At 36.6% G+C, this 22,677-nt stretch carries 12 protein-coding genes, 1 tRNA gene and 2 pseudogenes; 13 read left to right on the top strand and 2 right to left on the bottom strand.

Annotated features, from left to right (window positions below; translation table 11 throughout):
- The first annotated feature begins 56 nt into the window (after nucleotides 1-56).
- A tRNA-Asp gene (locus G466_RS0117300) sits at nucleotides 57-130 on the top strand.
- A gap of 118 nt (nucleotides 131-248) precedes the next feature.
- On the opposite strand, the pseudogene G466_RS23315 reads toward G466_RS0117300, so the two are convergent.
- Nucleotides 249-587 (bottom strand): annotated as a pseudogene (locus G466_RS23315) (ISL3 family transposase); the annotation flags it as partial.
- A gap of 261 nt (nucleotides 588-848) precedes the next feature.
- Nucleotides 849-1,430 carry an RNA polymerase sigma factor gene (locus G466_RS22510; RefSeq protein ID WP_034236058.1) on the bottom strand — a complete coding sequence of 194 codons (582 nt, stop codon included), beginning with the start codon at nucleotides 1,428-1,430 and terminating at the stop codon, nucleotides 849-851.
- A 117-nt stretch (nucleotides 1,431-1,547) separates the two neighbouring features.
- Here G466_RS22510 and G466_RS22505 point away from each other — a divergent pair, with 117 nt between their 5' ends.
- From G466_RS22505 to G466_RS22480, 12 genes and pseudogenes are all read left to right on the top strand, one after another.
- On the top strand, nucleotides 1,548-2,708 hold the full coding sequence (locus G466_RS22505) for a FecR family protein (protein WP_034236056.1): 1,161 nt from the start codon (nucleotides 1,548-1,550) through the stop codon (nucleotides 2,706-2,708).
- A 221-nt stretch (nucleotides 2,709-2,929) separates the two neighbouring features.
- Entirely contained in the window at nucleotides 2,930-6,388 is a 3,459-nt protein-coding gene (locus tag G466_RS0117280) for a TonB-dependent receptor (protein ID WP_026814763.1), read from the top strand.
- A 12-nt stretch (nucleotides 6,389-6,400) separates the two neighbouring features.
- Complete coding sequence (locus G466_RS0117275; protein ID WP_034236055.1) at nucleotides 6,401-8,179, top strand: RagB/SusD family nutrient uptake outer membrane protein; 1,779 nt, start codon at nucleotides 6,401-6,403, stop codon at nucleotides 8,177-8,179.
- Nucleotides 8,180-8,617: 438 nt separating this feature from the next.
- Complete coding sequence (locus tag G466_RS0117270; protein WP_026814761.1) at nucleotides 8,618-10,018, top strand: sulfatase-like hydrolase/transferase; 1,401 nt, start codon at nucleotides 8,618-8,620, stop codon at nucleotides 10,016-10,018.
- Between the two features lie 6 nt (nucleotides 10,019-10,024).
- On the top strand, nucleotides 10,025-12,103 hold the full coding sequence (locus G466_RS22500; RefSeq protein WP_051315745.1) for a sulfatase-like hydrolase/transferase: 2,079 nt from the start codon (nucleotides 10,025-10,027) through the stop codon (nucleotides 12,101-12,103).
- A 48-nt stretch (nucleotides 12,104-12,151) separates the two neighbouring features.
- Complete coding sequence (locus G466_RS0117260) at nucleotides 12,152-13,588, top strand: sulfatase (RefSeq protein ID WP_026814760.1); 1,437 nt, start codon at nucleotides 12,152-12,154, stop codon at nucleotides 13,586-13,588.
- A gap of 18 nt (nucleotides 13,589-13,606) precedes the next feature.
- Complete coding sequence (locus tag G466_RS0117255) at nucleotides 13,607-15,127, top strand: sulfatase family protein (protein WP_026814759.1); 1,521 nt, start codon at nucleotides 13,607-13,609, stop codon at nucleotides 15,125-15,127.
- 439 nt (nucleotides 15,128-15,566) lie between these two features.
- The gene (locus tag G466_RS22495) at nucleotides 15,567-17,663 is read left to right on the top strand and encodes a sulfatase-like hydrolase/transferase (protein ID WP_051315744.1); all 2,097 of its coding nucleotides are present in this window, start codon (nucleotides 15,567-15,569) and stop codon (nucleotides 17,661-17,663) included.
- Between the two features lie 125 nt (nucleotides 17,664-17,788).
- A complete protein-coding gene (locus tag G466_RS22490) occupies nucleotides 17,789-19,669 on the top strand; it encodes a sulfatase family protein (protein ID WP_229797190.1) in 1,881 nt (626 codons plus the stop codon).
- A gap of 128 nt (nucleotides 19,670-19,797) precedes the next feature.
- Nucleotides 19,798-20,237, top strand: a pseudogene (gene tnpA / locus G466_RS22485) (IS200/IS605 family transposase).
- Between the two features lie 455 nt (nucleotides 20,238-20,692).
- A complete protein-coding gene (locus tag G466_RS0117230) occupies nucleotides 20,693-21,511 on the top strand; it encodes a helix-turn-helix domain-containing protein (protein WP_026814758.1) in 819 nt (272 codons plus the stop codon).
- A gap of 74 nt (nucleotides 21,512-21,585) precedes the next feature.
- Nucleotides 21,586-22,278: a carboxypeptidase-like regulatory domain-containing protein gene (locus tag G466_RS22480; RefSeq protein WP_026814757.1), complete on the top strand. Its 693-nt coding sequence runs from the start codon at nucleotides 21,586-21,588 to the stop codon at nucleotides 22,276-22,278.
- The last annotated feature ends 399 nt before the right edge of the window (nucleotides 22,279-22,677 follow it).

Here is a 22,677-nt window from a genome sequence, read left to right as displayed (position 1 = left end):
AAAAAAAGTTTGTGCAATTGAAATAGGGGTGTATATTTGCACTCGCTAAACGCCACGGTTCGGTAGTTCAGTTGGTTAGAATACCTGCCTGTCACGCAGGGGGTCGCGGGTTCGAGTCCCGTCCGGACCGCTAAGTAAGCAAAGGCCTTCAAGAAATTGAAGGCCTTTTGTTTTTTTAGGGTTGCACGCAGAATGCACGCGTTTTGGCGATCAAGTCCAATTTCTGGGATCAAGAACAATTGTTGTGTTTATGCAAATATTGTGGTTAATCTATAAAGGAAGAATTCTACGTTTTTCACACCTCTGAACTGTGCCCTGAACGCTTTAATTTTTGCGTTGAAGGATTCCGCATAAGCATTCGTACTTCTATTTATAAAATAGTTTAGGATCGACCTATAATTGAGCGATATCGTATTGGCTATGGTATTGAAGGCCCTAAAGCCTGTGTTCTGTACATCTTTGTACCAATGTGCCAGCTTTGTATATGCAGATTGTATAGAAGCTGCCGTATTGAATATGTTCCTGAGCCCCTGCATCAAGTCGAAGGCGACCTTTATATCGGGATATTGGGCGAACAATATTTTACTTCTTTCAGATTGGTTTTAATATGTTTCTGGATTTTATCTGATTTTGACCTGTAATGTGTGAGGTGTAATAGGAATCTTTCTCCCTTAAACGTTGGAGGTCATAAGTCCTTAAGGGGGTGCTCATTTCTTTTGTCTATTTATAATATTCATTTGTATCTAATGTTATGATTGAAGTGATGATGTATTGATAAAGTTCTGGGCTTCCATAATAAAGGATGAATAGTCAAGTTTTTATTGGTAATGTATTCTAATTTAAAATTTCTAGATTTTAAAGAATCCCATAAATGCATATAGTACCATCTTGTGTCGCTCACACAAATTATTTCTTAATACTCCAAAAGCCTTTGTGATTTGAGCTTCCACTGCTTTTACAGATATACTTAGATGCTGTGATATTTCTTTATTGGTGAGACCTTCTTTTTTGCTGAGAATGAAAATCTCCTTGCATTTTGGGGGTAGCTTGTCAATTTCATCATTCATGATCTTAATCATTCGCGATAAATCATTTTCATTGGTTTCCTCTACCACCTCCGTTAGGGCCTCTACATATTTGTTTTCCAAAATCATGTTGGCTTTATGCTGCTGGTAATGATTTACAAAGGCGTTGTAAATCGATTTAAACAGAAAGCTCTGAAGAGATAAATCTGGATTTAAGGTTTTCCGAGATCGCCAGGTATTTAAGAATACATTTTGAACAATATCTTGGGCAGTGTCCGCATTACGAGACAAAGTCAATGCATAAGTATAAAGTCTTCTCTGGTAAGTGTCCAACAACGTCATATATGCTTTTTCGTTTCCATGAATAAGCTGCTCCGTTAAATCTTCATTGTTTAATACTCTCATGTAGGTATGGTTATTTGGCAAGTAAATCTATAAATAATTATATGAATTTTAAAAAAAATCATAAAAAAGGTAGGGTATTGCAAATCTGCTCTGTATTACTATAAAGAACAACACAAAATGATTCCTCAAGAAATTGAACATCTAATTATAAAATACCTGTCTAAATCAGCAGACGTGGAAGAGTTAGATAAGCTGAGTACCTGGATTCAGGATTCAGACAATGAGGATGTTTTTAAAGAATATGTAAAAACTCATTTCGCCACTACCTTGGCAATGAACAACCCTGATTTGAAGGAGGTGAGAACAAATTTGCTAAAGGAGATAAGAAGTGAAATAAAAAAAAAGAGAGGTAGGGGAAAGTCCGTATTTAAGTATGCTGCGATGGCTGTTTTATTCATCAGCCTAGGATACTTTTCACATAATGAATTGACCGATAGAGATGCTAATCAACCTATCGCCCCCAAAATAGATGCAATTACTTTACAACTCGGAAACGGAGATATAAAGGTTATCTCGGAGGAGGGATCGGTAGAGGTGCTAAGCGAAGAAGGTGAGCTAATAGGCGTTCAAAAGGGTCAGAAATTAGTATATCAAGAACAAGGGGCCCAAGAGAAGGTGCGCTATAATACCCTAAGGGTTCCCAAGGGGAAACAGTTTAATGTTGAATTGTCAGACGGCACAGTAGTATACTTAAATGCAGAGAGTTCCCTGAAATATCCTACCACATTTTTAGCTGGAGAAGAGCGGAAGGTCTTTTTAACCGGAGAGGCGTTTATGGAGGTGGCTCATGATGCCAATACTCCTTTTGTGGTTAATTCGGGGCAGTTAGATGTAAAGGTCTATGGCACCAGTTTTAATATTGCCAACTACCCAGAGGACGAGTCAACCGAAGTAGTTCTTGTTGAAGGTTCGGTGAGTCTAAGAGGTGCATCCAATTCCCAGGACGTAAAAGAGGAGGTGTTTTTAGAGCCAGGTTTTAAAGGAAGTTTTGATAAGGAGGTAGGCTCGGTTGTAAAGGGAAAAGTAAACACCTCCCTATACACCTCATGGAAAAGTGGAAATTTAGTATTCAGGGACCTTTCCTTTGATAAGATCATACAAAAGCTAGAGCGAAGTTATAATGTGGTAATCATCAATAACAATAAAGCTTTGGCCAAGGAGACTTTTAATGCCACTATTGAAACACAACATGAAACCATTGAGCAAGTTCTCAATTATTTTAATAAAGTGTATGAGATAGATTATATAATCGTTGAAAATAAAATAGTAATAAAATAATGATAAGGCCTATGACATAAACTATTTAAAATAAACCGAAGCACATATTGCTATATGTGTAAGTATACGATATCATGGAAATAAATCGGAAAATGCTGGAGCATTACCCGTATTGAAAACCTGATTAAATTAATTATAACCACTAACAAATACCTAAAGTTATGCAAAAACCACCAATATCAAGGGGGAATTTCCCTTGGTGCTTAAATTTTAAATTAAAAATGAGGTTGTCACTTCTACTTTTAATGACTGTATCCTTTGTAATGCAGGCAAATTCGACCTATTCACAGCAAACCAAGATATCCTTAGATATGGAGACTGCCACAATAGAGGATGTGATAGATGATATTGAATCGAAGACCGAATTTAAATTCATCTTTAATACCAAGACGGTCGATTTAAACAAACGAGTTAAAATAAATGTAAAACAAGCGTCTGTAGAAGAGGTTCTGAAGTTGCTATTTAAAGGGATGAATGTTTCCTACGAAGTAGATGATAGGAAAATTCTCTTGAAAAAACGGCCAGTAAGCCGTAGTGATAAATCGGATAGCTCCTCCCTTGGGGCAGAAAAGATGCAACTCCAGGTTACAGGAACTGTTTCCGATGATCAAGGTCAGCCCCTACCAGGTGCAAGTATCGTTGAAAAAGGAACCACTAATGGGACACAGACCGATTTTGATGGGAATTTCTCGCTGGACCTTACAGGTGCCGACGCTACTTTAGTAGTTTCCTATATTGGATTCTCTACTAAAGAGATTCCGGTGACAGATGGAGCAAACCTTAACATTACACTGGAAGAAAGTGCAGCAGGATTGGATGAGGTAGTAGTTGTGGGGTATGGTACTCAGAAAAAAGCCAATGTTTCAGGTGCTACTTCTACCGTAGATTTTGAAGAGGTAATTGCCGATAGACCAATATCAAATTCTGTGACTGCCCTACAAGGTGCAATACCTGGATTGCAAATTAATGTTGGGTCGGGTAGACCAGGTGCGGAAGGTGCATCCATAAATATTAGAGGTTACCAATCACTTAATGGTGGTGAGCCATTAGTCTTAATGGATAATGTGCCTGTTAATTTTGGAGATATCAACCCAGAAGACATTGCAAGCGTTTCTGTTCTTAAAGATGCTTCAGCTTCAGCAATTTATGGTGGACGTGCAGCATTTGGGGTAATTTTAATTACCACCAAAAAAAGTAAAAAAGGGGAAAAACCAAAAATAACATATTCATCAAGTATTAGTATTAGTTCACCTTTAGAGCTAATTGAACCGGCTTCTCCATTACAGTTTGCTCAAACTCTTAAAGATGCTGGTGTAGACAATTATTTTTCTGGCCAAGATACGGGAATATGGATAGACCTAATTAAACAATACAACCAAGACCCTTCTAGTTTACCTACCAAAGACGGTGTGTTTACAGATGAGAATGGTCAGTTTTATCCTTTAAGACAAAATGATATTGTAGGTGATTTTCTTGATGAAACAGGTTATACTCAGATTCATAATATAGGATTCAGTGGTAGCACAGAAAAATCATCATACCGTGTATCTTTGGGGTATTATGATGAAGATGGTATAATGGCATCAAGTAATGATAGTTTTAATCGTTATAATCTTAACGCATATCTTCAATCCGAATTATCGAACAATCTTACTGCTAGCTTAAGTACAAATTATAGAGCCAGTACAACTTTAAACCCAGTGGCTAACTATGCAGATGCTGTACAGTTGAGAACATTCTCTGGTTCTGGAGAATTTAAATTAGATGATGGCTCTACTGTTCCATTTGGTACGCCTAGTAATCTTGCAAGATATAGGACTCCAGGTAAGGTTGAAAATAGAAATATTCGTTTAACTGGTAAATTAGAGTATAAGCCAATTGATAATTTAACCATTACTGGGGAGTATACTTACCAAAACAGTGTAGCAAATTCTAGAAGCTCTAATAACGGTGTGTTTTTTTATAATCCTTTTAGATTTGAGCCAGACCCAATACCACCTACAAGCTATAACAGATCTAATACAGACATAATATTTAAAGCCTTTAACCTATATGCCAACTATGAAAGAAATTTTGATAATCATAATTTTTCATTATTGGTAGGTATAAATGATGAATCCAATCATAATGAATCATTTTCTGCAGGTATAGATAACCTGATTAGTCCTGACCTCCCAACTCTAGGGCTAGGTACAGAAAACCCAACTAATGGTGATAATTTTGGTGAGTGGGCTGTACAAGGTGCTTTTGGAAGAATCAATTATAATTTTAAAGAAAAGTACTTTTTAGAAGCTAGTGGTAGATATGATGGCTCATCAAGATTCCCATCTGCTGATAGAGTAGGGTTCTTTCCTTCTTTTTCTGGAGCATGGACTGTCTCTAGAGAATCGTTTTTTGAACCTTTAAAAGATATCGTATCATTTTTTAAATTTAGAGGATCTTGGGGGGATATAGGAAATCAAAATGTTGGCCTATATCCTTACCTCCCAACACTTTCTTCTTACAATGCTGCTTGGGTGAATCCTAATTCTTCTATACGTTACACCACTCTAAGTACACCAGGATTGGTCAGCTCTAGCTTTACATGGGAGCGGGTGAGAACTCTAAATTATGGTGCAGATATTAATTTTTTCTCAAATAAATTAAACTCTAGCTTTGATATTTATACTAGGACAGTTTTCGATATTTTAGCGCCTGGAGCAGATTTACCTGGTGTTTTGGGTACTAAAGCACCAGAACAGAATACAGCAACTTCTGAGACCAAAGGATGGGAGTTTCAAATGACATGGAGAGATGGGATAGGTGAGAATTTCACCTATAATCTTGGTTTTAACATAAATGATAATGATGCTAAAATCATAAAATATGATGACAATAAAGTTGGATTATTAAATAACTTTTATCAAGGTCAAGTGATTGGAGAGCTATGGGGATATGTGTCTGATGGATTTTATACCGTGGATGATTTTGTAGAAGGAACTCTAAATAGCGATTTAAGAAATGGAACTTTGAAAGATGGTGTAGTAAAGATTGAAGGAGTAAGCCCAAACCCTGGTGATGCTAAATTCGCTGACTTAGATGGTGATGGTATAATTACAGATGGAAACAATACTGCTTTTTATACAATTGATGAGATAACTGGAAATATTATTCCTGAAACAGGCCCTGGTGATAGAAAAGTTATTGGAAATACGAATAGGCACTATCGCTTTGGAATTCATGGTGGAGCAAAATTCAAAAATTTCGATTTTTCCTTTAGAATAAATGGTGTAGGTAAACGAGATTTTTATAATAATGGTCAATTATACTTTCCTTACGTAGGTGAGTTTAACAATGTATTTTCGCATCAAACGAATTACTGGACGCCTGAAAATACCGATGCTTACTATCCTAGAAATTACCCTTTAGGAGGTGTTAATTATGGTAGCAGCAGAAGAACGCAGACCAAGTATTTACAAGATGGGGCTTACCTGTCCATAAGCAATATATCCTTAGGGTATTCAGTTTCCTCTAAAGTTCTTGATAGAATATTTCTTGATAGATTGAGATTTACACTATCTGCGGAAAACCCTTTTATTAGCGATAATTTGCCTCCTGGATTAAACCCTGAATTTGGTAGTGCTGGAGGTAATTATCCATTTCAAAAGAAATTTGCGTTTGGGGTTAATTTAGAATTTTAAAAATTAGATAATATGAAATATATATATAAGTTAATAGTTGCGATAGCTGTTATGCTTACCATAAGCTGTGCAGATGATTTGGAACGGCTTCCTTTAGATCAATTAGTAGAGGAAACAACGTTTACTTCAAATGCTAACTTCGAAGCTTTTGCATGGGGTTTCTATAGTGCTTTTAACCCTTTTGATTTAGGCCATGTCAATCAAGATTGGAATTCCGATTTGTTAGTTAGTAGTACCAATTTTAATGGTCAGGATTGGTTGCATCAGAGAATAATAGTACCAGCTTCTAGTGATGACTATACCATTCCATATAATAGAATTCGAAGAGCAAATATTATGCTGCGTAATGTTGATAATCCTGTACTTACTGAAACGCAACAAAAACATTGGAAGAGTGTAGCTTTATTTTTCAGATCTGTTGCTTATTTCGAGCTTTTGCAAAAATATGGGGGTGTTATTTGGGTTGAGGAGCTTATAGGCGAAGATTCAGAGCTTTTACAAGCTCCAAGAGACTCGAGAGATTTAGTTGCATCAAATATTTTAAGAGACCTCAATTATGCAGTTGACAATATAAATGAGGATGGGAGTGGAGATAATAGTGTAGATACTGATGTGGTTAATGCATTCCTGTCTCGTTTCGCTCTTTTTGAAGGTACTTGGCGAAAGTATCATAATTTGGATGGAGCAGAAGCATATTTAAGAGCAAGTGCTACTGCTTCTGAAGCAGTCATGGATGGTAAGTCCATAACTGGAACCTATGATGAGCTTTTCAATAGCGATAATCTAAAGTCAAATTCTAATGTTTTATTATATAGAGAACATGTTGATCAGGTATTAATTCATGCATTGACTTCTAGACATAGAAACTCTGCTGGTAATTGGGATCTAACAAAGAAAGCTGCAGATATGTATTTGTTTAAAAATGGAACCCCTGTCGGTGCGAATCCTGATTTTGTTGGTGGGGCTATGTTAGAACGAGATCCATATACAGAATTTAGAGATCGTGACGAAAGAATGTTAGTTACAATAGTACCTCCATTTAGAATTAAAAGAAATGTTGGAGGTAACCAAAGGGCGTGGGATTTTCATGACGACCCAAAGCATAGGGAGTATATTGATAAATTACCTAATATTGTGGGAAATACTACTAAGCAGTTACCTTCTTCCAATTGGACTGGTTTTCTAGTAGGTACATCTCCTCATTATAGAGATTTTAATGAAGGACATGGTTTTAATGTTACCCGAACAGGTTATAAGTCCTTTAAATATTATAATCAATTAAATACAGGTAGGCAAAATAATGATCTATCTGATGCTCCAGTTTTTAGATTGGGAGAAGTATTGTTGAACTATGCTGAAGCTAAGTTTGAGTTAGGAGAATTTAACCAATCTATAGCGGACCAAACCATATCTCCATTAAGAGCTCGAGGAGGAGTTGCACCACTTGATATTGCGGTTATTCCTGATGATCCAAGAAGAGACTCATCGATTGATCCTATTTTGTGGGAAATTAGAAGAGAACGAGCCATTGAATTGATGTTTGAAGGTGACTATCGTTGGCAAGATCTAAGACGCTGGAAAAAAATGGATTATGCTGCTGAAAAGAAATTAGGGAGATGGATTGTGGCTGCAGAATATAATAATAGATTACCTGTTGATGGAGATGCTGCAGAAGGCTACATTTCATATTGGCCTACACCTCCTTCATTTCCAGATCATTATTATTTATTTCCAATACCATCAAATGAACTACTTTTAAATCCTAACCTAGTTCAAAATCCGGGATGGTAAAAGAATTGATGTTGTTAGAAACAATTATAGCTACTTTTTCGGCTATAATTGTTTCTACATATTCAATTCACTATTCATTCCTTATATAATAGTATTCAAGATATCATTTCTTCTAACCAGCAATTTCTATTGTTAATAAAAATATCATAGTTTTAACATAGCTAACCATAGCGGGGATTTGGGAGTCACTTGATGCTTTTAAGCTACTTTATAATTTTCAGGGATATATGGGAAAATCAATGAGCCTTTTAAATATTAATCCAGTATATCTTTTTATATACTTTTATGATGATATGCCTCTCTTATTTTCAGAACTACTATCTTTTATTAGAAAGCTTAATAAAAGCTAGTAAGTAATAAAGAAAGATTACATACTACATTGTTAGGTTCAATACATCCCCTTTTGATTCACATATTATAATTTATCTATAAGTATACATGAAATTTCATTCATTTTTATTGGCTGTTGTAATTCTATTAGTTGGATGTAAATCAGTTATTTTAAAAAAAGATAACAATGATAAGCCAAACATCATTGTTATTCTAATTGATGATGCTGGTTATGTTGATTTTGGTTTTATGGGGAGTAAAGATCTAGAAACTCCTAACATAGACAAACTGGCAAAAAATGGAGTGGTTTTAACCGACGCACATGTCACCTCAACTGTTTGTGCACCCTCTAGAGCCGGCTTAATTAGCGGAAAATACCAACAAAGGTTTGGTTTTGAGGCCAATGGAACGGGATCAAAAGAGTCAGGGGAAATAGGATTGGCAGATGATGTTGTGACAATTGCAGATGTATTTCAACAAAATAACTATAAGACTATTGCATTGGGGAAATGGCATTTAGGCTTTAACAGTGATGACCATCCCAATCAACGCGGTTTTGACGAGTTTTTTGGCTTTTTAGGTGGAAGTAGATCCTATTTTCCTTTAGAAAATGTAAACCATCAATCTATGCTCCAGAAAAATGGGGAGCGGGTGAAGTTTGAAGGTTATTTAACCGATATTCTAGGTGAAAGGGCTGTAAGTTTTGTCGAAGAAAATAGAGAACAACCATTCTTTATGTACTTAGCTTTTAATGCTGTACATACACCGATGCATGCGAAAGAAGAGCATTTAGCCAAATACGAAGGACACCCACGACAGAAATTGGCTGCTATGACTTGGTCGTTGGATGAAAATGTTGGGAAATTGATAGATAAGTTGGAGTCTATCGGGCAACTCAATAACACCCTTATCTTCTTTTTAAGTGATAATGGTGGTGCAACTACCAATCAGTCAATAAATGGACCACTTAAAGGGTTTAAAGGAAATAAATTTGAAGCTGGTCACAGAGTGCCCTTTATTGTCCATTGGCCTGATAAGATTAGAGGAAATAAATTTTATGATGGTTTAAGTTCTTCCTTAGATATCTTTAAAACTTCAATAGCTGCTGCTGATATAAAAGAAGATGAAGACTGGAAGTTGGATGGGGTAAATTTAATTCCATATTTAAAAGGAGAAAAACAAACAGAACCGCATTCAAAATTGTTTTGGAGAAAACTTGGGAAGTCTGCCGTGCGAATTGGAGATGACAAATTGATTAAACTAAATAATTACGGAAGCGTACTTTATAATTTAAAAAACGATTTGGGTGAATCAAATGATTTATCTAAAACAGATACTTTATTGCACAATGAATTAATAAAAGAACTGGAAAGTTGGGATAAAGAAATGATGCGTCCATTATGGGAAGAAGGAGATTATTGGAAAGAAAGAAATTTTGAAATCCATAAAAATTTAATGAAAAATAAATTTAGAGATGTTAAGGGGATGAATAATTTATCAAACAAATAAAAAATCATGAGATATCAGAGAGTAAAGTCTTTTATACTATTGTATATAACAAGCTTATTTTTAAGTGCGCAAAATGGAAATAAAGATTACACAGACAATCCAGGCAACAATAGAGGTCCTAACATTATCTTTATCTATGTAGATGATTTAGGATATGGCGATTTAGGTAGCTTTTGGCAAAATCAAATTTCTGGAGATAGAAAAATGGTTACCCCTTATTTGGATGCAATGGCAAATGAAGGAGCCATGATGACCCACCATTATACGGCGGCCCCTGTCTGTGCTCCTGCTAGAGCTTCCTTGATTGAGGGACTACACCAAGGTCATTCTAGTGTTAGGGACAATCAGTTTGATGCACCTATTAAAGAAGGATTGACTATGCCTGAAATGCTTCGGAAGTCGGGATATAGGACTATGCACGTTGGTAAAGCAGGACTTGCTGGGAGGCGCGGATCTACAGAACCTGATCCTAAATCTTTGGAGGCTCATCCTTTAAAAAGAGGGTTTGATCAATTTTATGGTTATTTATATCATATTCAAGGGCATCAGCATTATCCTCAAAATGGAACTACTCCACAAAGGGCCTATTTTACTAATGGTTATGACAATATCTTAGAGAATACAGAATTAACTTATTCTACAGACGTTTTTACGGCAAAATCTAAGAAATGGATCATTGAACATGAATCTACTCGACCGGATCAGCCATTTTTTTTGTACTTAGCATATGATGCTCCCCATGCAGCTTTACAAATACCTACACAAGAATATCCAAAAGGAGGAGGTGTTAACGGTGGTTTACAATGGACAGGTCAATCGTCCACAACCCCTTGGATAAATACGGCTTCTGGCACAAGAGATTCTTATATTCATCCAGATTATGTTAACAAAGACTGGAGTGAAGGAGATAAGAGGCACGCTAGTATGATACGAAGATTGGATAATGCTGTTGGAGATATTATACAGCTTTTAAAAGATTTAGATATAGATGAGGAAACGTTAATTGTGTTTACCTCTGACAATGGCCCTCATCATGAAGTTGGTAGTGGAGGTCAATTTGCGCAAAATCCTGAATTTTTCCAGTCTTACGCCAATTTAAACGGAATTAAACGGGACTTATGGGAAGGGGGAATCAGAATGCCAACCATATGTAGGTACCCTGGGATAATTCCTGAAAGCTCTATTGTTACATATCCTTCAGGACAATGGGATTGGCTAGCTACCTTTGCCGATGTAGCTAAAGCTGCAATTCCTGTGTATACAGATGGTGTTTCCTTAATGCCATTCCTAACACAACAAAGCGATAATAAAATAAACGACAAGCGATATCTTTACGGGGAATATTTTAACAACTCTGAAACACCTTCCTACGCTGATTTTGAAATTTCAAAAAGAGGACGGAAAAGAGGGCAAATGCAATTTATTCGTATCGGAGATTATAAGGGGGTTCGTTATAATATTGAAAGTCATAATAGTACACCATTTGAAATTTATAATGTAGTTACGGACGAAAGAGAGCGTGTAAACTTAGCGTCGTCAATGCCCGAACTGCATCAAGAGATGTTAGATAAAGTACTTCAACTAAGAAAAGGAGCACCCATTAAAAGACCATACGATTTAGAGCTTATTCCTGCTGTTAAATTGTCATCAACAACTAATGGTTTAAATAAAAGGGTGTTTTCAGGGGTATATAATTGGGTTCCAAATTTTGAGTTATTAGCGCCAAATCAAATATCCATTTCATCTGGCATAAACTCAGATACAGGTGGGAAAACTTCCGAAGTAGGATTGTTTTATTCGGGGTATATTAAAATACCTAAAGATGGTGCATACACAATTCACCTAGAGTCCGCTTCCAATTGCCATGTAATGCTCCATGATATACACTTGTTGGATAATGATTTCAATTATAGTGCAGGAGAGATATCTGAGAAAGTGAACTTAGAAGAAGGTTTTCATCCTATTCGAATATATTATCAGCAAAACGACAATATTACTCCTTTTATCTCCCTGAAAATGGAAGGACCTGGTATGGTTAAAGCTACTATTCCGGATAGTATGTTTTTTATTAAGGCGACACCCTAAGCGAAAATTAAATAATAGGTTCTATACGTGTTAATAAAATTATTATTCATGAAGAAAACAATAAAGTCAGGAGTAAGCATTATGATATCATTAATGCTGTTGAGTTCTTGTAAGTCTAAAAGTGGAACTTTTTCCAACGTTTCAGAGCGCCCTAACATTATATACATAAATGTAGATGATTTAGGATGGAAAGATGTTGGTTATATGGGGAGTACCTATTTTGAAACTCCGAATATTGATAAACTTTCAAAAGAGGGTATGATATTTACGCAAGGCTATGCCGCCGCGGCAAATTGTGCACCTAGTAGAGCCTGCCTAATGAGTGGCCAAAATACACCAAGACATGGTGTTTATACGGTGTCTCCTTCTACAAGAGGAAATCCTAAAACAAGAAAAATTATTCCGACCCCTAACACAGATCATTTGACAAATAATATGGTTACAATGGCTGAAATGTTTAAAATGGCAGGGTATACCACAGGAACTTTTGGAAAATGGCATGTAACCAAAAATCCCTTAAATGATGGTTTCGATGTGAATATTGGTGGAGATCACCGGGGCAATCCGGGTAGGGAAGGTTATACGGCACCTTACAATAAATTACCTAATTTGGAATTAGCACCAGAAGGAGAAAATTTAACCGATAGGCTTACCACGGAGGCCATTAATTTTATTAAACAAAATAAAAATAAGCCATTCTTTTTATACCTGCCTTTTTACGCCGTTCATACACCATTAATGGGTAAGGTAGAATTAATTGAAAAGTACAAAAAGAAAGGAGAATCAGGGGGTCAGGATAACCCGGTTTACGCCGCAATGGTTGAAAATGTCGACATTAACATTGGAAGATTATTAAGTGAACTAGATAAACTTAATTTGAGTGAAAGCACCTTAATCGTGTTTACCTCGGACAATGGGGGTATAAGATCTATCTCTCGTCAAACTCCTTTAAGAGCGGGAAAGGGATCATATTATGAGGGTGGGGTTAGAGTCCCTTATATTGTTAAATGGACAAATAAAATTAAGGCAGGTACTACTAATTCAACGCCAATAGTCAATATGGATTTCTTTCCTACTTTTATGGAAATTCTAGGTTTAGATTTACCCGACAAAATCCTAGATGGTAAGAGTATAATACCTTTATTTAAAGGGGAGAATATTGATGAACGTCCTTTATTTTGGCATTTCCCTATTTATTTAGCTGCCTATAATGAATCTGAAGACGATGGAAGGGATCCACTATTTAGAACACGTCCTGGCTCTACCATACGCTATAAAAATTGGAAACTTCATCATTATTTTGAAGATGATGGATTGGAACTTTATAATCTAGATAACGATTTGGGAGAAAGAATTAATCTAGCTGAATCTAATCCTAATAAAACTCAAGAACTATACAAGATATTAGATTCTTGGCGAAAGGAGGTTCAAGCTCCAATACCTTCTGAACGCAACCCTGAATATGACCCTAATTTTAGAAATTAAAAAAATAAACAAAAAGACATGCAGATCACAAAACACTTAGTACCCTTATGCCTAATTCTTATTTTGACGAGTTGTGGCTTAAAAACCAAAAAGAATGGAGTTGAAGTAACTGCGAATTCTAAACCCAATATAGTTATTATTTATGCAGACGATTTAGGTTATGGTGATGTTAGCAGCTATGGTGCCACTGAATTAAGTACTCCAAATATTGATCGAATTGCTAATGAAGGTATTAAGTTCACCAATGGTTATGCTACTTCACCTACGTGCACGCCAAGTAGGTACTCTTTATTGTCTGGCACTTATCCATTTAGGAGTCAAAAAGCAAGAGTATTGGCAGGTAATGCACCGCTTCTATTTGAGGTTGGTAAACAAACGCTTCCATCAATGTTGCAAGATGCAGGATATTTTACAGGTGTAGTTGGTAAATGGCATTTAGGTCTCGGAGATGAAAATATGAACTGGAATGGAGAAATAAAGCCAGGGCCACTAGAAATTGGTTTTGATTACTCATATATAATGGCTTCAACAAATGATAGAGTGCCTTCTGTTTATGTAAAGAATCATCACGTAGATGGGTTGGATCCGAATGATCCGCTTGAAGTTAGTTATCGTAAAAATTTTGAAGGGGAACCTACTGGTAGGGAAAATCCAGAATTACTAAAAATACATCCCAGTCATGGACATGACCAAAGTATTCATAATGGAATTTCTAGGATTGGATACATGCGCGGAGGCAAATCTGCTCTATTCATAGATGAGGATATGAGTGATGATTTCTTAAAGGAATCCACCAAGTTCATCAATGATCATAAGAACAAACCTTTCTTTTTATTCTATAGTTTGCACCAACCCCATGTACCCAGGGTACCACATCCAAGATTTGCTGGAAAATCTGGCTTAGGACCTAGAGGCGACGTTATATTGGAAGCTGATTGGGCTGTGGGACAATTTTTAGATGAGTTGGACAAGTTGGGAATAGCAGAGAATACTATTGTTGTATTTTCTAGTGATAATGGTCCAGTTTTAGATGATGGTTACAAAGATGAAGCAATTACTAAAAATGGGAATCACACTCCTAGTGGAGGTCTAAGAGGAGGTAAGTACAGTAAGTTCGATGCAGGGACGCATGTTCCGTTTATGGTCAGATGGCCGGCCAAAATTACACCTGGTATTTCAGATGCATTGGTATGTCAAATTGATTTTACAGCTTCTTTTGCTTCTTTGGTGGGGCAAGAAAATTTAACTCCTGATAGTGAAAACATTTTAGACGCGCTAATGGGTAAATCGAAATTGGGAAGAGACAATCTCATCTTAGGAAATCATGGGCTAACTACCTATCGTAAAGGTGATTTTATTTTGATTCCACCACAGAAAGGACCTAAACTTAATTGGGTAAATCACGAAACAGGAAACGATTTAAATGTTCAATTATACAATGTTAAAGAGGATAGAGGTCAGCAAGTTAATATTGCGGATAAACATCCTGAAATGGTAAGTGAAATGTTAAATGAAATTGAGATAATTAAAAACAGATAGTAGGCTATGTTTATTATAATTAGATAAGTATTTCTGAGTGAAAATAAATATAGCGTTTTTAGAATTTAATATAACAGGAAGTGAAAAGCCATAATTATGTTTAAATGTTAGAAAAACTATTACATCAGATTTTTAATTATTTGATATTCATAGGTTTTAGGGTTAGTTACATGAAATAGTTATTGCGTGTGATGAGAATATAGGTGAATTAAATAATCTCGTTGAAATTGAAGTTGATAAGGCCAATGAACTATTAAATATTTTAAACCAATGGAGAAAAGATACTAACGCTCCTATACCTACTATTTTAAATCGGGAGTACCAGGATTAAGTTCACTTAAACTGGATAATGCTAACATTCATACAACCTAAAAGCTTTTCATAAGAGAAAATAAAGCTTGATTTTCTCCTTGATTATTTAAAACTTATAATTGCTATCATGAAATCAAAGTGCTTTTTAATTCCATTGGCCCTGTTAGTTTTCAGCATTGGAAGTACACAAATTACGGAGTCTCTAAAAGAGAATAAAAGTAGTTCAACGGCGAAATTTAAAAATTATACAGAACCTAATTCACAATACAATAGACCGAATATTATATATATTCTTGTAGACGATTTAGGTTATGGAGATTTGGGTGTTTTTTGGCAAAACCAATTAAAGAGGGATAGAAAAATGGCCACTCCAATGCTGGATAAAATGGCGCTCGAAGGTGCTATAATGACCCATCATTATACAGGTGCACCAGTCTGTGCTCCTGCACGTGCCTCGCTTTTAGAGGGATTGACTCAGGGGCATTCAAGTGTAAGAGATAATCAGTTTGATAAAGAATCTGCAAATAGACTTACCTTGGCTGCCATGCTTTCACAAGCTGGATATCACACTATGCATGTGGGTAAAGCAGGAATTGCGGGGAAACGAAATTCACTTGCATCGGAGTTAGAAAGCTCGTCAGATTTAAAAGCGCATCCATTAAAACGAGGTTTTAAACAATTTTTCGGTTATCTATTCCATAATCAGGGACATATTCACTACCCTCTTAACGGTAGTACAAGGAAAGAGGCATATTTTACGGAAGGATATACACCAATACTTGAACATACGGAATTGACCTATACCACAGATGTGTTTACGGCTAAATCCAAACAATGGATTATAGATCACAAACAAAATCAACCTGAGCAACCATTCTTTCTCTATTTAGCCTATGACGTACCTCATAGTGCTTATCAAGTGCCAACTCAGGCATACCCATCAGGCTGGGGATTAGAAGGAGGTGTGCAATGGACTGGCAAGGATAGTCCAACACCATGGGTGAACACTGCGAAGGGTGTGGCGGATTCATTCATTCATCCTGATTATGAGAAAAAATCGTGGGATTTGGTCGAGAAAAAATTTGCAACCATGATTCGAAGGTTGGATAATGCAGTTGAAGATTTAATTCAATTATTAAAAGATTTGAATATAGACGATAATACTATAATTGTATTTTCCTCGGATAACGGTCCAACTAATGCAGGCCACGATGCTCAGTATTTTCAATCTTATGCAAATTTAACTGGAGTTAAACGTGATCTTTGGGAAGGTGGGACAAAAATGCCGACAATTGTTCGTTATCCTGGGATAATTCCAGCAGAGTCCCAAGTAAGTTTTCCTTCAGGTCACTGGGATTGGATGGCTACCTTTGCTGAATTGGCTAAAGTGCCTATCCCTGCCTATACCGATGGTGTTTCCCTAATGCCTGCTTTAAAATCTGAAATGAGTGAACAGGTAGGAACGGGGTTTGTTTATCAAGAATATTTTCAGGGTGGTCAAACTCCAAATTACGCTGATTTTGAACTTGCTAAACGAAATAGAAGAAGGGGACAAATGCAAGTGATAAGACTAGGTGATTATAAAGGGGTTCGTTATGATATTCAAAATCATTCAACTCCCTTTGAAATTTATAATGTAGTGTCCGACCCAGGCGAGAAAAATAATTTAGCATCGTCAATGCCCGAGCTACATCAAAAAATGAAGGATAAAGTTTTGCAGGTTAGAAAAGTAGATACTACCGCATCTAGGCCATATGATGTTGAATTGATACCCGCATCAAGAGATACTGAAAATAAATTATATTCCAAAGGATTGATTAGGAGGTTATATAGTGGAACCAGTGATTGGGTTCCAAATTTTGAATACCTTACACCTTTGAACACTTCAATTTCAAAAGGGATAACGACAGAATTGTTAGACTTAAGTTTGAGATTTGGTTTATCATATACTGGATATATAGATATTCCTAAAGATGGTGAATATACTTTTTATCTAAAATCAACTTCAATTTGTCATGTTATGATACATGACATACATTTATTGGATAATGATTTTAATTATTCAGATAATGAAATATCCGAAACATTAAACTTAAAAAAAGGAAAACATCCCATCCGTATATTTTATCAGCAAAATAGGCCAGGTAGGACAGAGATAAATCTCCAATTTTCTGGACCTGATATTCAAAAAACTAAGATTCCAGAATCTTTTTTGCTCCATTGATAAGGTAGAAGGTGAAATTTAAATTAGAACTAAAGTTTAATTAGGAATTATTATGATTGGAAAATGAATTATATGGATAGTTGAAGTTTATACTACCCGATTTTTTCAATAAAAAATGGTATGATATGATAAATATTTTTAGGTGTTATAGCAAATGCTTTTGGACAATGCTACTGGGTATTTTTGCTTATGAAAACAGTGATGCACAGCAAACTGATGAGCGACCCAATATAGTTTGGTTAGTTACCGAGGATAATTCCAAAAGGTTTTTAAGATTATATGAAGAAGGTGGAGCTGTAATGCCTACTGTGGAAGAGCTTGCTCAAAACGGTATTGTATTTAATAATGCCTTTTCAAATGCACCAGTGTGCTCTGTGGCAAGAAGCACTATTATTTCCGGTAGTTACGCTCCAAGGACAGGAGCTCACCAGCATCGGAAAATGAAACAGGTACCACTTCCCAATGGACTTGAGATGTTTCCAACATATCTTAGAGAAGCTGGGTACTATACGACCAATAATTCCAAAGAGGATTATAACTTTGACAAAAACGCTCAAGTATGGGATGAATCCTCTAGAAGTGCTTCCTATAAGAATCGTGAATTAGGTCAGCCTTTTTTTCATGTTCAAAATTTTGCTGGAACCCATGAAGGGCAATTACATTTTTCAGAAGTAAACTTAGCCAAACTAGAAAATCAAAGTTCTGTTAACGACGTGCCGCTTTTTCCCTACCATCCCGATACGCCTGTATTTCGGTTTACCAATGCCTATTACAGAGAGCTTCATGAAAAAGTGGATAAACAAATGGGTCAATTTGTGGACGATTTGAAAACTGCAGGACTATTAGACAACACTATAGTCTTTTATTTTGGAGACCATGGTGGTGTGCTTCCTCGAAGCAAGGGATATGTTTATGAAAGTGGACTTCAAGTGCCAATGGTGGTATATATACCTGAGAAATGGAAGGGGTTATTCCCCATGGATATGGGTAGTAGAACGGATGCATTTGTTGAGTTTATTGATTTAGGTCCAACAGTATTAAATATTGCTGGCTTGGAGGTGCCTGAAGAAATGGATGGTAAACCTTTCTTAGGAGAAATGATAAGTTTGTCTGATCTGGAACATCGAAATACAACCTTTGGGTACGCAGATAGATTTGATGAGAAATATGATTTGGTACGTTCTTTCCGACAAGGGAACTACAAGTATATCCGTAATTATCAACCTTTTAATATTGATGGCCTATTTAATTTTTATCGCTATAAGATGCTAGCTTATCAAGAGTGGTATTCCTTGTTCAAAGCTGGTCAACTTAATGACATTCAGGCTCATTTCTTTAACTCGCGTGAACCCGAAGCGTTATATGACCTTGAAAAGGATCCTCATGAAGTCAATAACTTGGCTGCAAACCCCAAATATAAGAGTGTTTTAATTGATTTAAGGACTAAGTTACAGCAGAAAGTTGCAGGCATGCCCGATTTAGGATTTTATCCAGAGTCTTTTTTTCTTGAGAACGGACTAGAAAATCCAGTCCAATTCGGTCAGGAACATAGGACTGAAATCAGTGAACTGATTCGTATAGCTGATTTAAGTTTAACTTCTTATAGAAAAGCAGAAAAACACCTCCTAACAGCTTTAGAATCAACAAATCCGTGGGATCGGTATTGGGGCCTGATTTCATGTAGCACTTTTGGAAATAAGGCTTTGAATTTTGAACAAAGAGTTCGGGAAATAGTAGAAAATGATCCTGAGAATTTAGTGCGCATAAGGGCGGTAGAGTTTTTGGTGTTGAACAAAAGACCTATTTCTACAAGAATAATATTAAATATCTTGAAAAAGGCAAATTCTGAATCGGAAGCCAATCTGATGTTAAACACCATAGCCTTATTGAAAACAGTAAATTCTGATTTTCAAATCTCCATTCCGACGGACATGTTTCATTCGGAATGGACTAAAAAAGAAGGAGATTATATCAATAGAAGGATAGAATTTATTAATAAAACATAAGAACTAATTAGGACAAGTCTTTATTCTGCTTTAGCTTGAATTAGGGTTTTTATTCTAGAGGGGTAAATACCCCGAGGCTTGCCTCGCACGAAAAAAAACAGTAATCTTGAGCGTGAGCTCAAGCACCCATACATAAGAGCCACAACGTTTCGTTGTTAATCTATCATTTGGTTTGTTCGACCAATTATCGCCGATTGGTATTAAGTCCTAAAGTTGAGAGGATTTTGTGTCAGACGTGTCTAGATATTCAGTACAGGTATGAAATCCATTTTTTTTGGAGATAGGTACGGATAAGGATCATGTTCATTTTTTGATTCAGAGTGTTCCAACATATAGTCCGACCAAAATAGCAAGGACGGTAAAGAGCCTTACTGCCCGTGAGATTTTCTTTCATGCCCCAGGAGTAAAAAGGGCATTATGGGGAGGATCTTTTTGGGGCAGTAGATATTACATCAATTCAGTCAGTCGGCATGGTAATGAAAAGACTATTGCGACGTACGTGAAGAATCAGGGAAAGGAAAAGGAGTATGAAGTCTTACATAAGGATGGTCAAATGAGATTGTTTTGAAAAATAAAATAATGCCCCGGGGATTATTAACTGGAAAGGAAAAATAAGACCTGGCACTTCAGATGCTTTAGTTTCTCAAATAGACTTACTCTCGTCATTTGCATCCCTGACTAATAGTGATGTAAGAGGACCTGATAGTTTGGGTTTAATGGATGTATTTGTTGGTGAAAACAACAAAGTTCGCGAATCACTAGTCATTGAGGCTCTGAAAAAAACCGCTGTGAGGCAGGGGGATTGGATAATGATTCCTCCTTGTAAAGGGCCTAAAATAAACCATAATGTGAATTTCGAATTAGGCTGGTTCTTAATAATCAATTAAATTGGTTGCCGTTGATTTATTTTAAGTAAGCTAGGGATATTACGAGGTTGTCACCCATTTAAGAGGTGGGATCTATGTCGATAACCTCTATCTAATTTCGTCATTAATAAGAAATCATATCGTAAATAATATAGCAATGCAAAAAAGTATAAGTACCTATTCCAAGATTCCAACGTCGTCGAATATCAAAATAGAGCCGTTCGATGTTGGTAAGCGTTACACAAAGCCCCATCGGCACAATAAATACTTGGAATTAGTCTACTTTAGTAAAGGATCCGGATATCATTATATCGACCAAACACAATATGTTATAGAACCTCCCATTATATTTGTCGTGGGAAAGGAGGAAGTGCACCACTGGGAATTAGATACCGTTCCTGAAGGGTTTGTCATTATCTTAAAGGAGCGTTTTTTGGACGCAACTCTAGATAAACATATTAATTTGCAGTTGCAGCGATTGGTCGACCATCAAATGATAAAGCTGGATTCAGATCCTGTTATAGATGGTCTTTTTAGGATTGCCTCGGAGGAGATAAAGAAAGGGCCACAAGAATCCAGCATTGTAATAGAAGGCGTCCTAAAAGCCCTACTCTCCAAAATATTAAGCTTTGTATATACCAAGGGAAAGCCATCCGCTAGCCAAATTGCTACGCGATTCAATGAACTATTGGAGCGCCAACTCAGAAATGATGTCTCATATTATGCCAATCGGTTGCATTGTACGCCTCAGAACCTGAACGTAATTTGCAAAAGAGAGTATTCAAAAACAGCTTCTGAATACCTTGCAGATCATATTATAAAGGAGGCAAAGCGTTTATTGTATTATACAGACCTTACAGTTACCCAAATCTCTCAAGTCTTCAATTTTAGTGATGTTTCCCACTTTGTGAAGTATTTTAAACGCTACGAGGCGAAGACTCCCTTACAGTTTAGAAAATCAACCTCGCTACCATAACTTTTTCAAATAGACCATAATTCCTCTTATGTTAATTGTAATTTTGATATTTATTAATCTTCAACTCTTTCTTAATGAAAACACCATTTCTTTTTACATTGCTCTTATTCAGTTATTTAGCTACCGCACAGATTAGCGGAAAAATAGTAGATGGGGACTATCCATTGGAGTATGCTACTGCAGCCTTATTCGATCAGAGTAGCGGTGAACTGGTCATGGGGGTAATTACCGATGTAGAAGGTGTTTTTATGATCCCTGACGTAAAAAAGGGCACTTATTATCTAGAGGCTTCTTTTATAGGATACCAGATGGAGACTGTCCGTGATATTCAAGTGCAGAGCAGGAATTCTTCCCTTGACTTGGGGACTATTTCCCTTTCAATTGGAGAAAACCAATGGAATGAGGTGGTTGTAAGCGGGGAGTTGTCGACTGTGGTAAATAAAATAGATCGGCAGGTGTTCGAGGCCACAAAATTTCAGAACGCCCAGGGGGGGAGTGCAACGGATATTATAAGAAACATTCCCTCTGTTACCGTTGACGGACTAGGGGAGATTAGTGTGCGGGGCAGTAAGGGATTCGTTATTCTGCTTAATGGGAACCCGGTACAGGGTAACGCATCAACACTGCTAAATCAGCTTCCAGCGAATGCAATACAACGTGTAGAGGTTATTACTGCACCTTCGGCCAAGTATGATCCCGAAGGAAAGGCTGGTATCCTTAATATTATCACTAGAAAAGGAGCTGCAGACGGTGCTTTTGCCCAGTAAAATATAAAAGGCGGTTTACCATCCATCGAAAAATATGACAATGCCGTTTCACACCAGCGTTATGGTATTGATGGTACTTATAATGTCATTAAAGGAGATTGGAATATTTCTCTAGGTGCTAACTACCAACGCAACGATATTGGTGGAAGGCGTGAGGGTGACGTCTATACCATCATCAACGATACACTGACCCGATTTCCCTCCGATGGGGAACGCAGTTTTGATGAGGTAAATTACAGCGGAAGGTTCACGGTAGATTTTACCCCCGATTCCCAAAACTCCTATTCTTTAGGTTTTTATGCCGGAAAACGACAAAAGGACCGTTTGGCGGATATCACCTATTTTGATAATCATGAAATAACGCCTGCCCAAGGCGGGGAACGTTTAAATACTATTCCA

This window comes from Arenibacter certesii DSM 19833, from assembly GCF_000429545.1.
In the GTDB taxonomy this organism is placed as follows: Bacteria; Bacteroidota; Bacteroidia; order Flavobacteriales; family Flavobacteriaceae; genus Arenibacter; species Arenibacter certesii.
This window is presented reverse-complemented; position numbering and strand designations above follow the sequence as displayed.

What these genes read in the sequence shown, in the direction of transcription:
- G466_RS22510 (WP_034236058.1), bottom strand. Translation starts at nt 1,430, where the DNA reads ATGAGAGTATTAAACAATGAAGATTTAACGGAGCAGCTTATTCATGGA.
- G466_RS22505 (WP_034236056.1), top strand. Translation starts at nt 1,548, where the DNA reads ATGATTCCTCAAGAAATTGAACATCTAATTATAAAATACCTGTCTAAA.
- G466_RS0117280 (WP_026814763.1), top strand. Translation starts at nt 2,930, where the DNA reads ATGAGGTTGTCACTTCTACTTTTAATGACTGTATCCTTTGTAATGCAG.
- G466_RS0117275 (WP_034236055.1), top strand. Translation starts at nt 6,401, where the DNA reads ATGAAATATATATATAAGTTAATAGTTGCGATAGCTGTTATGCTTACC.
- G466_RS0117270 (WP_026814761.1), top strand. Translation starts at nt 8,618, where the DNA reads ATGAAATTTCATTCATTTTTATTGGCTGTTGTAATTCTATTAGTTGGA.
- G466_RS22500 (WP_051315745.1), top strand. Translation starts at nt 10,025, where the DNA reads ATGAGATATCAGAGAGTAAAGTCTTTTATACTATTGTATATAACAAGC.
- G466_RS0117260 (WP_026814760.1), top strand. Translation starts at nt 12,152, where the DNA reads ATGAAGAAAACAATAAAGTCAGGAGTAAGCATTATGATATCATTAATG.
- G466_RS0117255 (WP_026814759.1), top strand. Translation starts at nt 13,607, where the DNA reads ATGCAGATCACAAAACACTTAGTACCCTTATGCCTAATTCTTATTTTG.
- G466_RS22495 (WP_051315744.1), top strand. Translation starts at nt 15,567, where the DNA reads ATGAAATCAAAGTGCTTTTTAATTCCATTGGCCCTGTTAGTTTTCAGC.
- G466_RS22490 (WP_229797190.1), top strand. Translation starts at nt 17,789, where the DNA reads ATGATAAATATTTTTAGGTGTTATAGCAAATGCTTTTGGACAATGCTA.
- G466_RS0117230 (WP_026814758.1), top strand. Translation starts at nt 20,693, where the DNA reads ATGCAAAAAAGTATAAGTACCTATTCCAAGATTCCAACGTCGTCGAAT.
- G466_RS22480 (WP_026814757.1), top strand. Translation starts at nt 21,586, where the DNA reads ATGAAAACACCATTTCTTTTTACATTGCTCTTATTCAGTTATTTAGCT.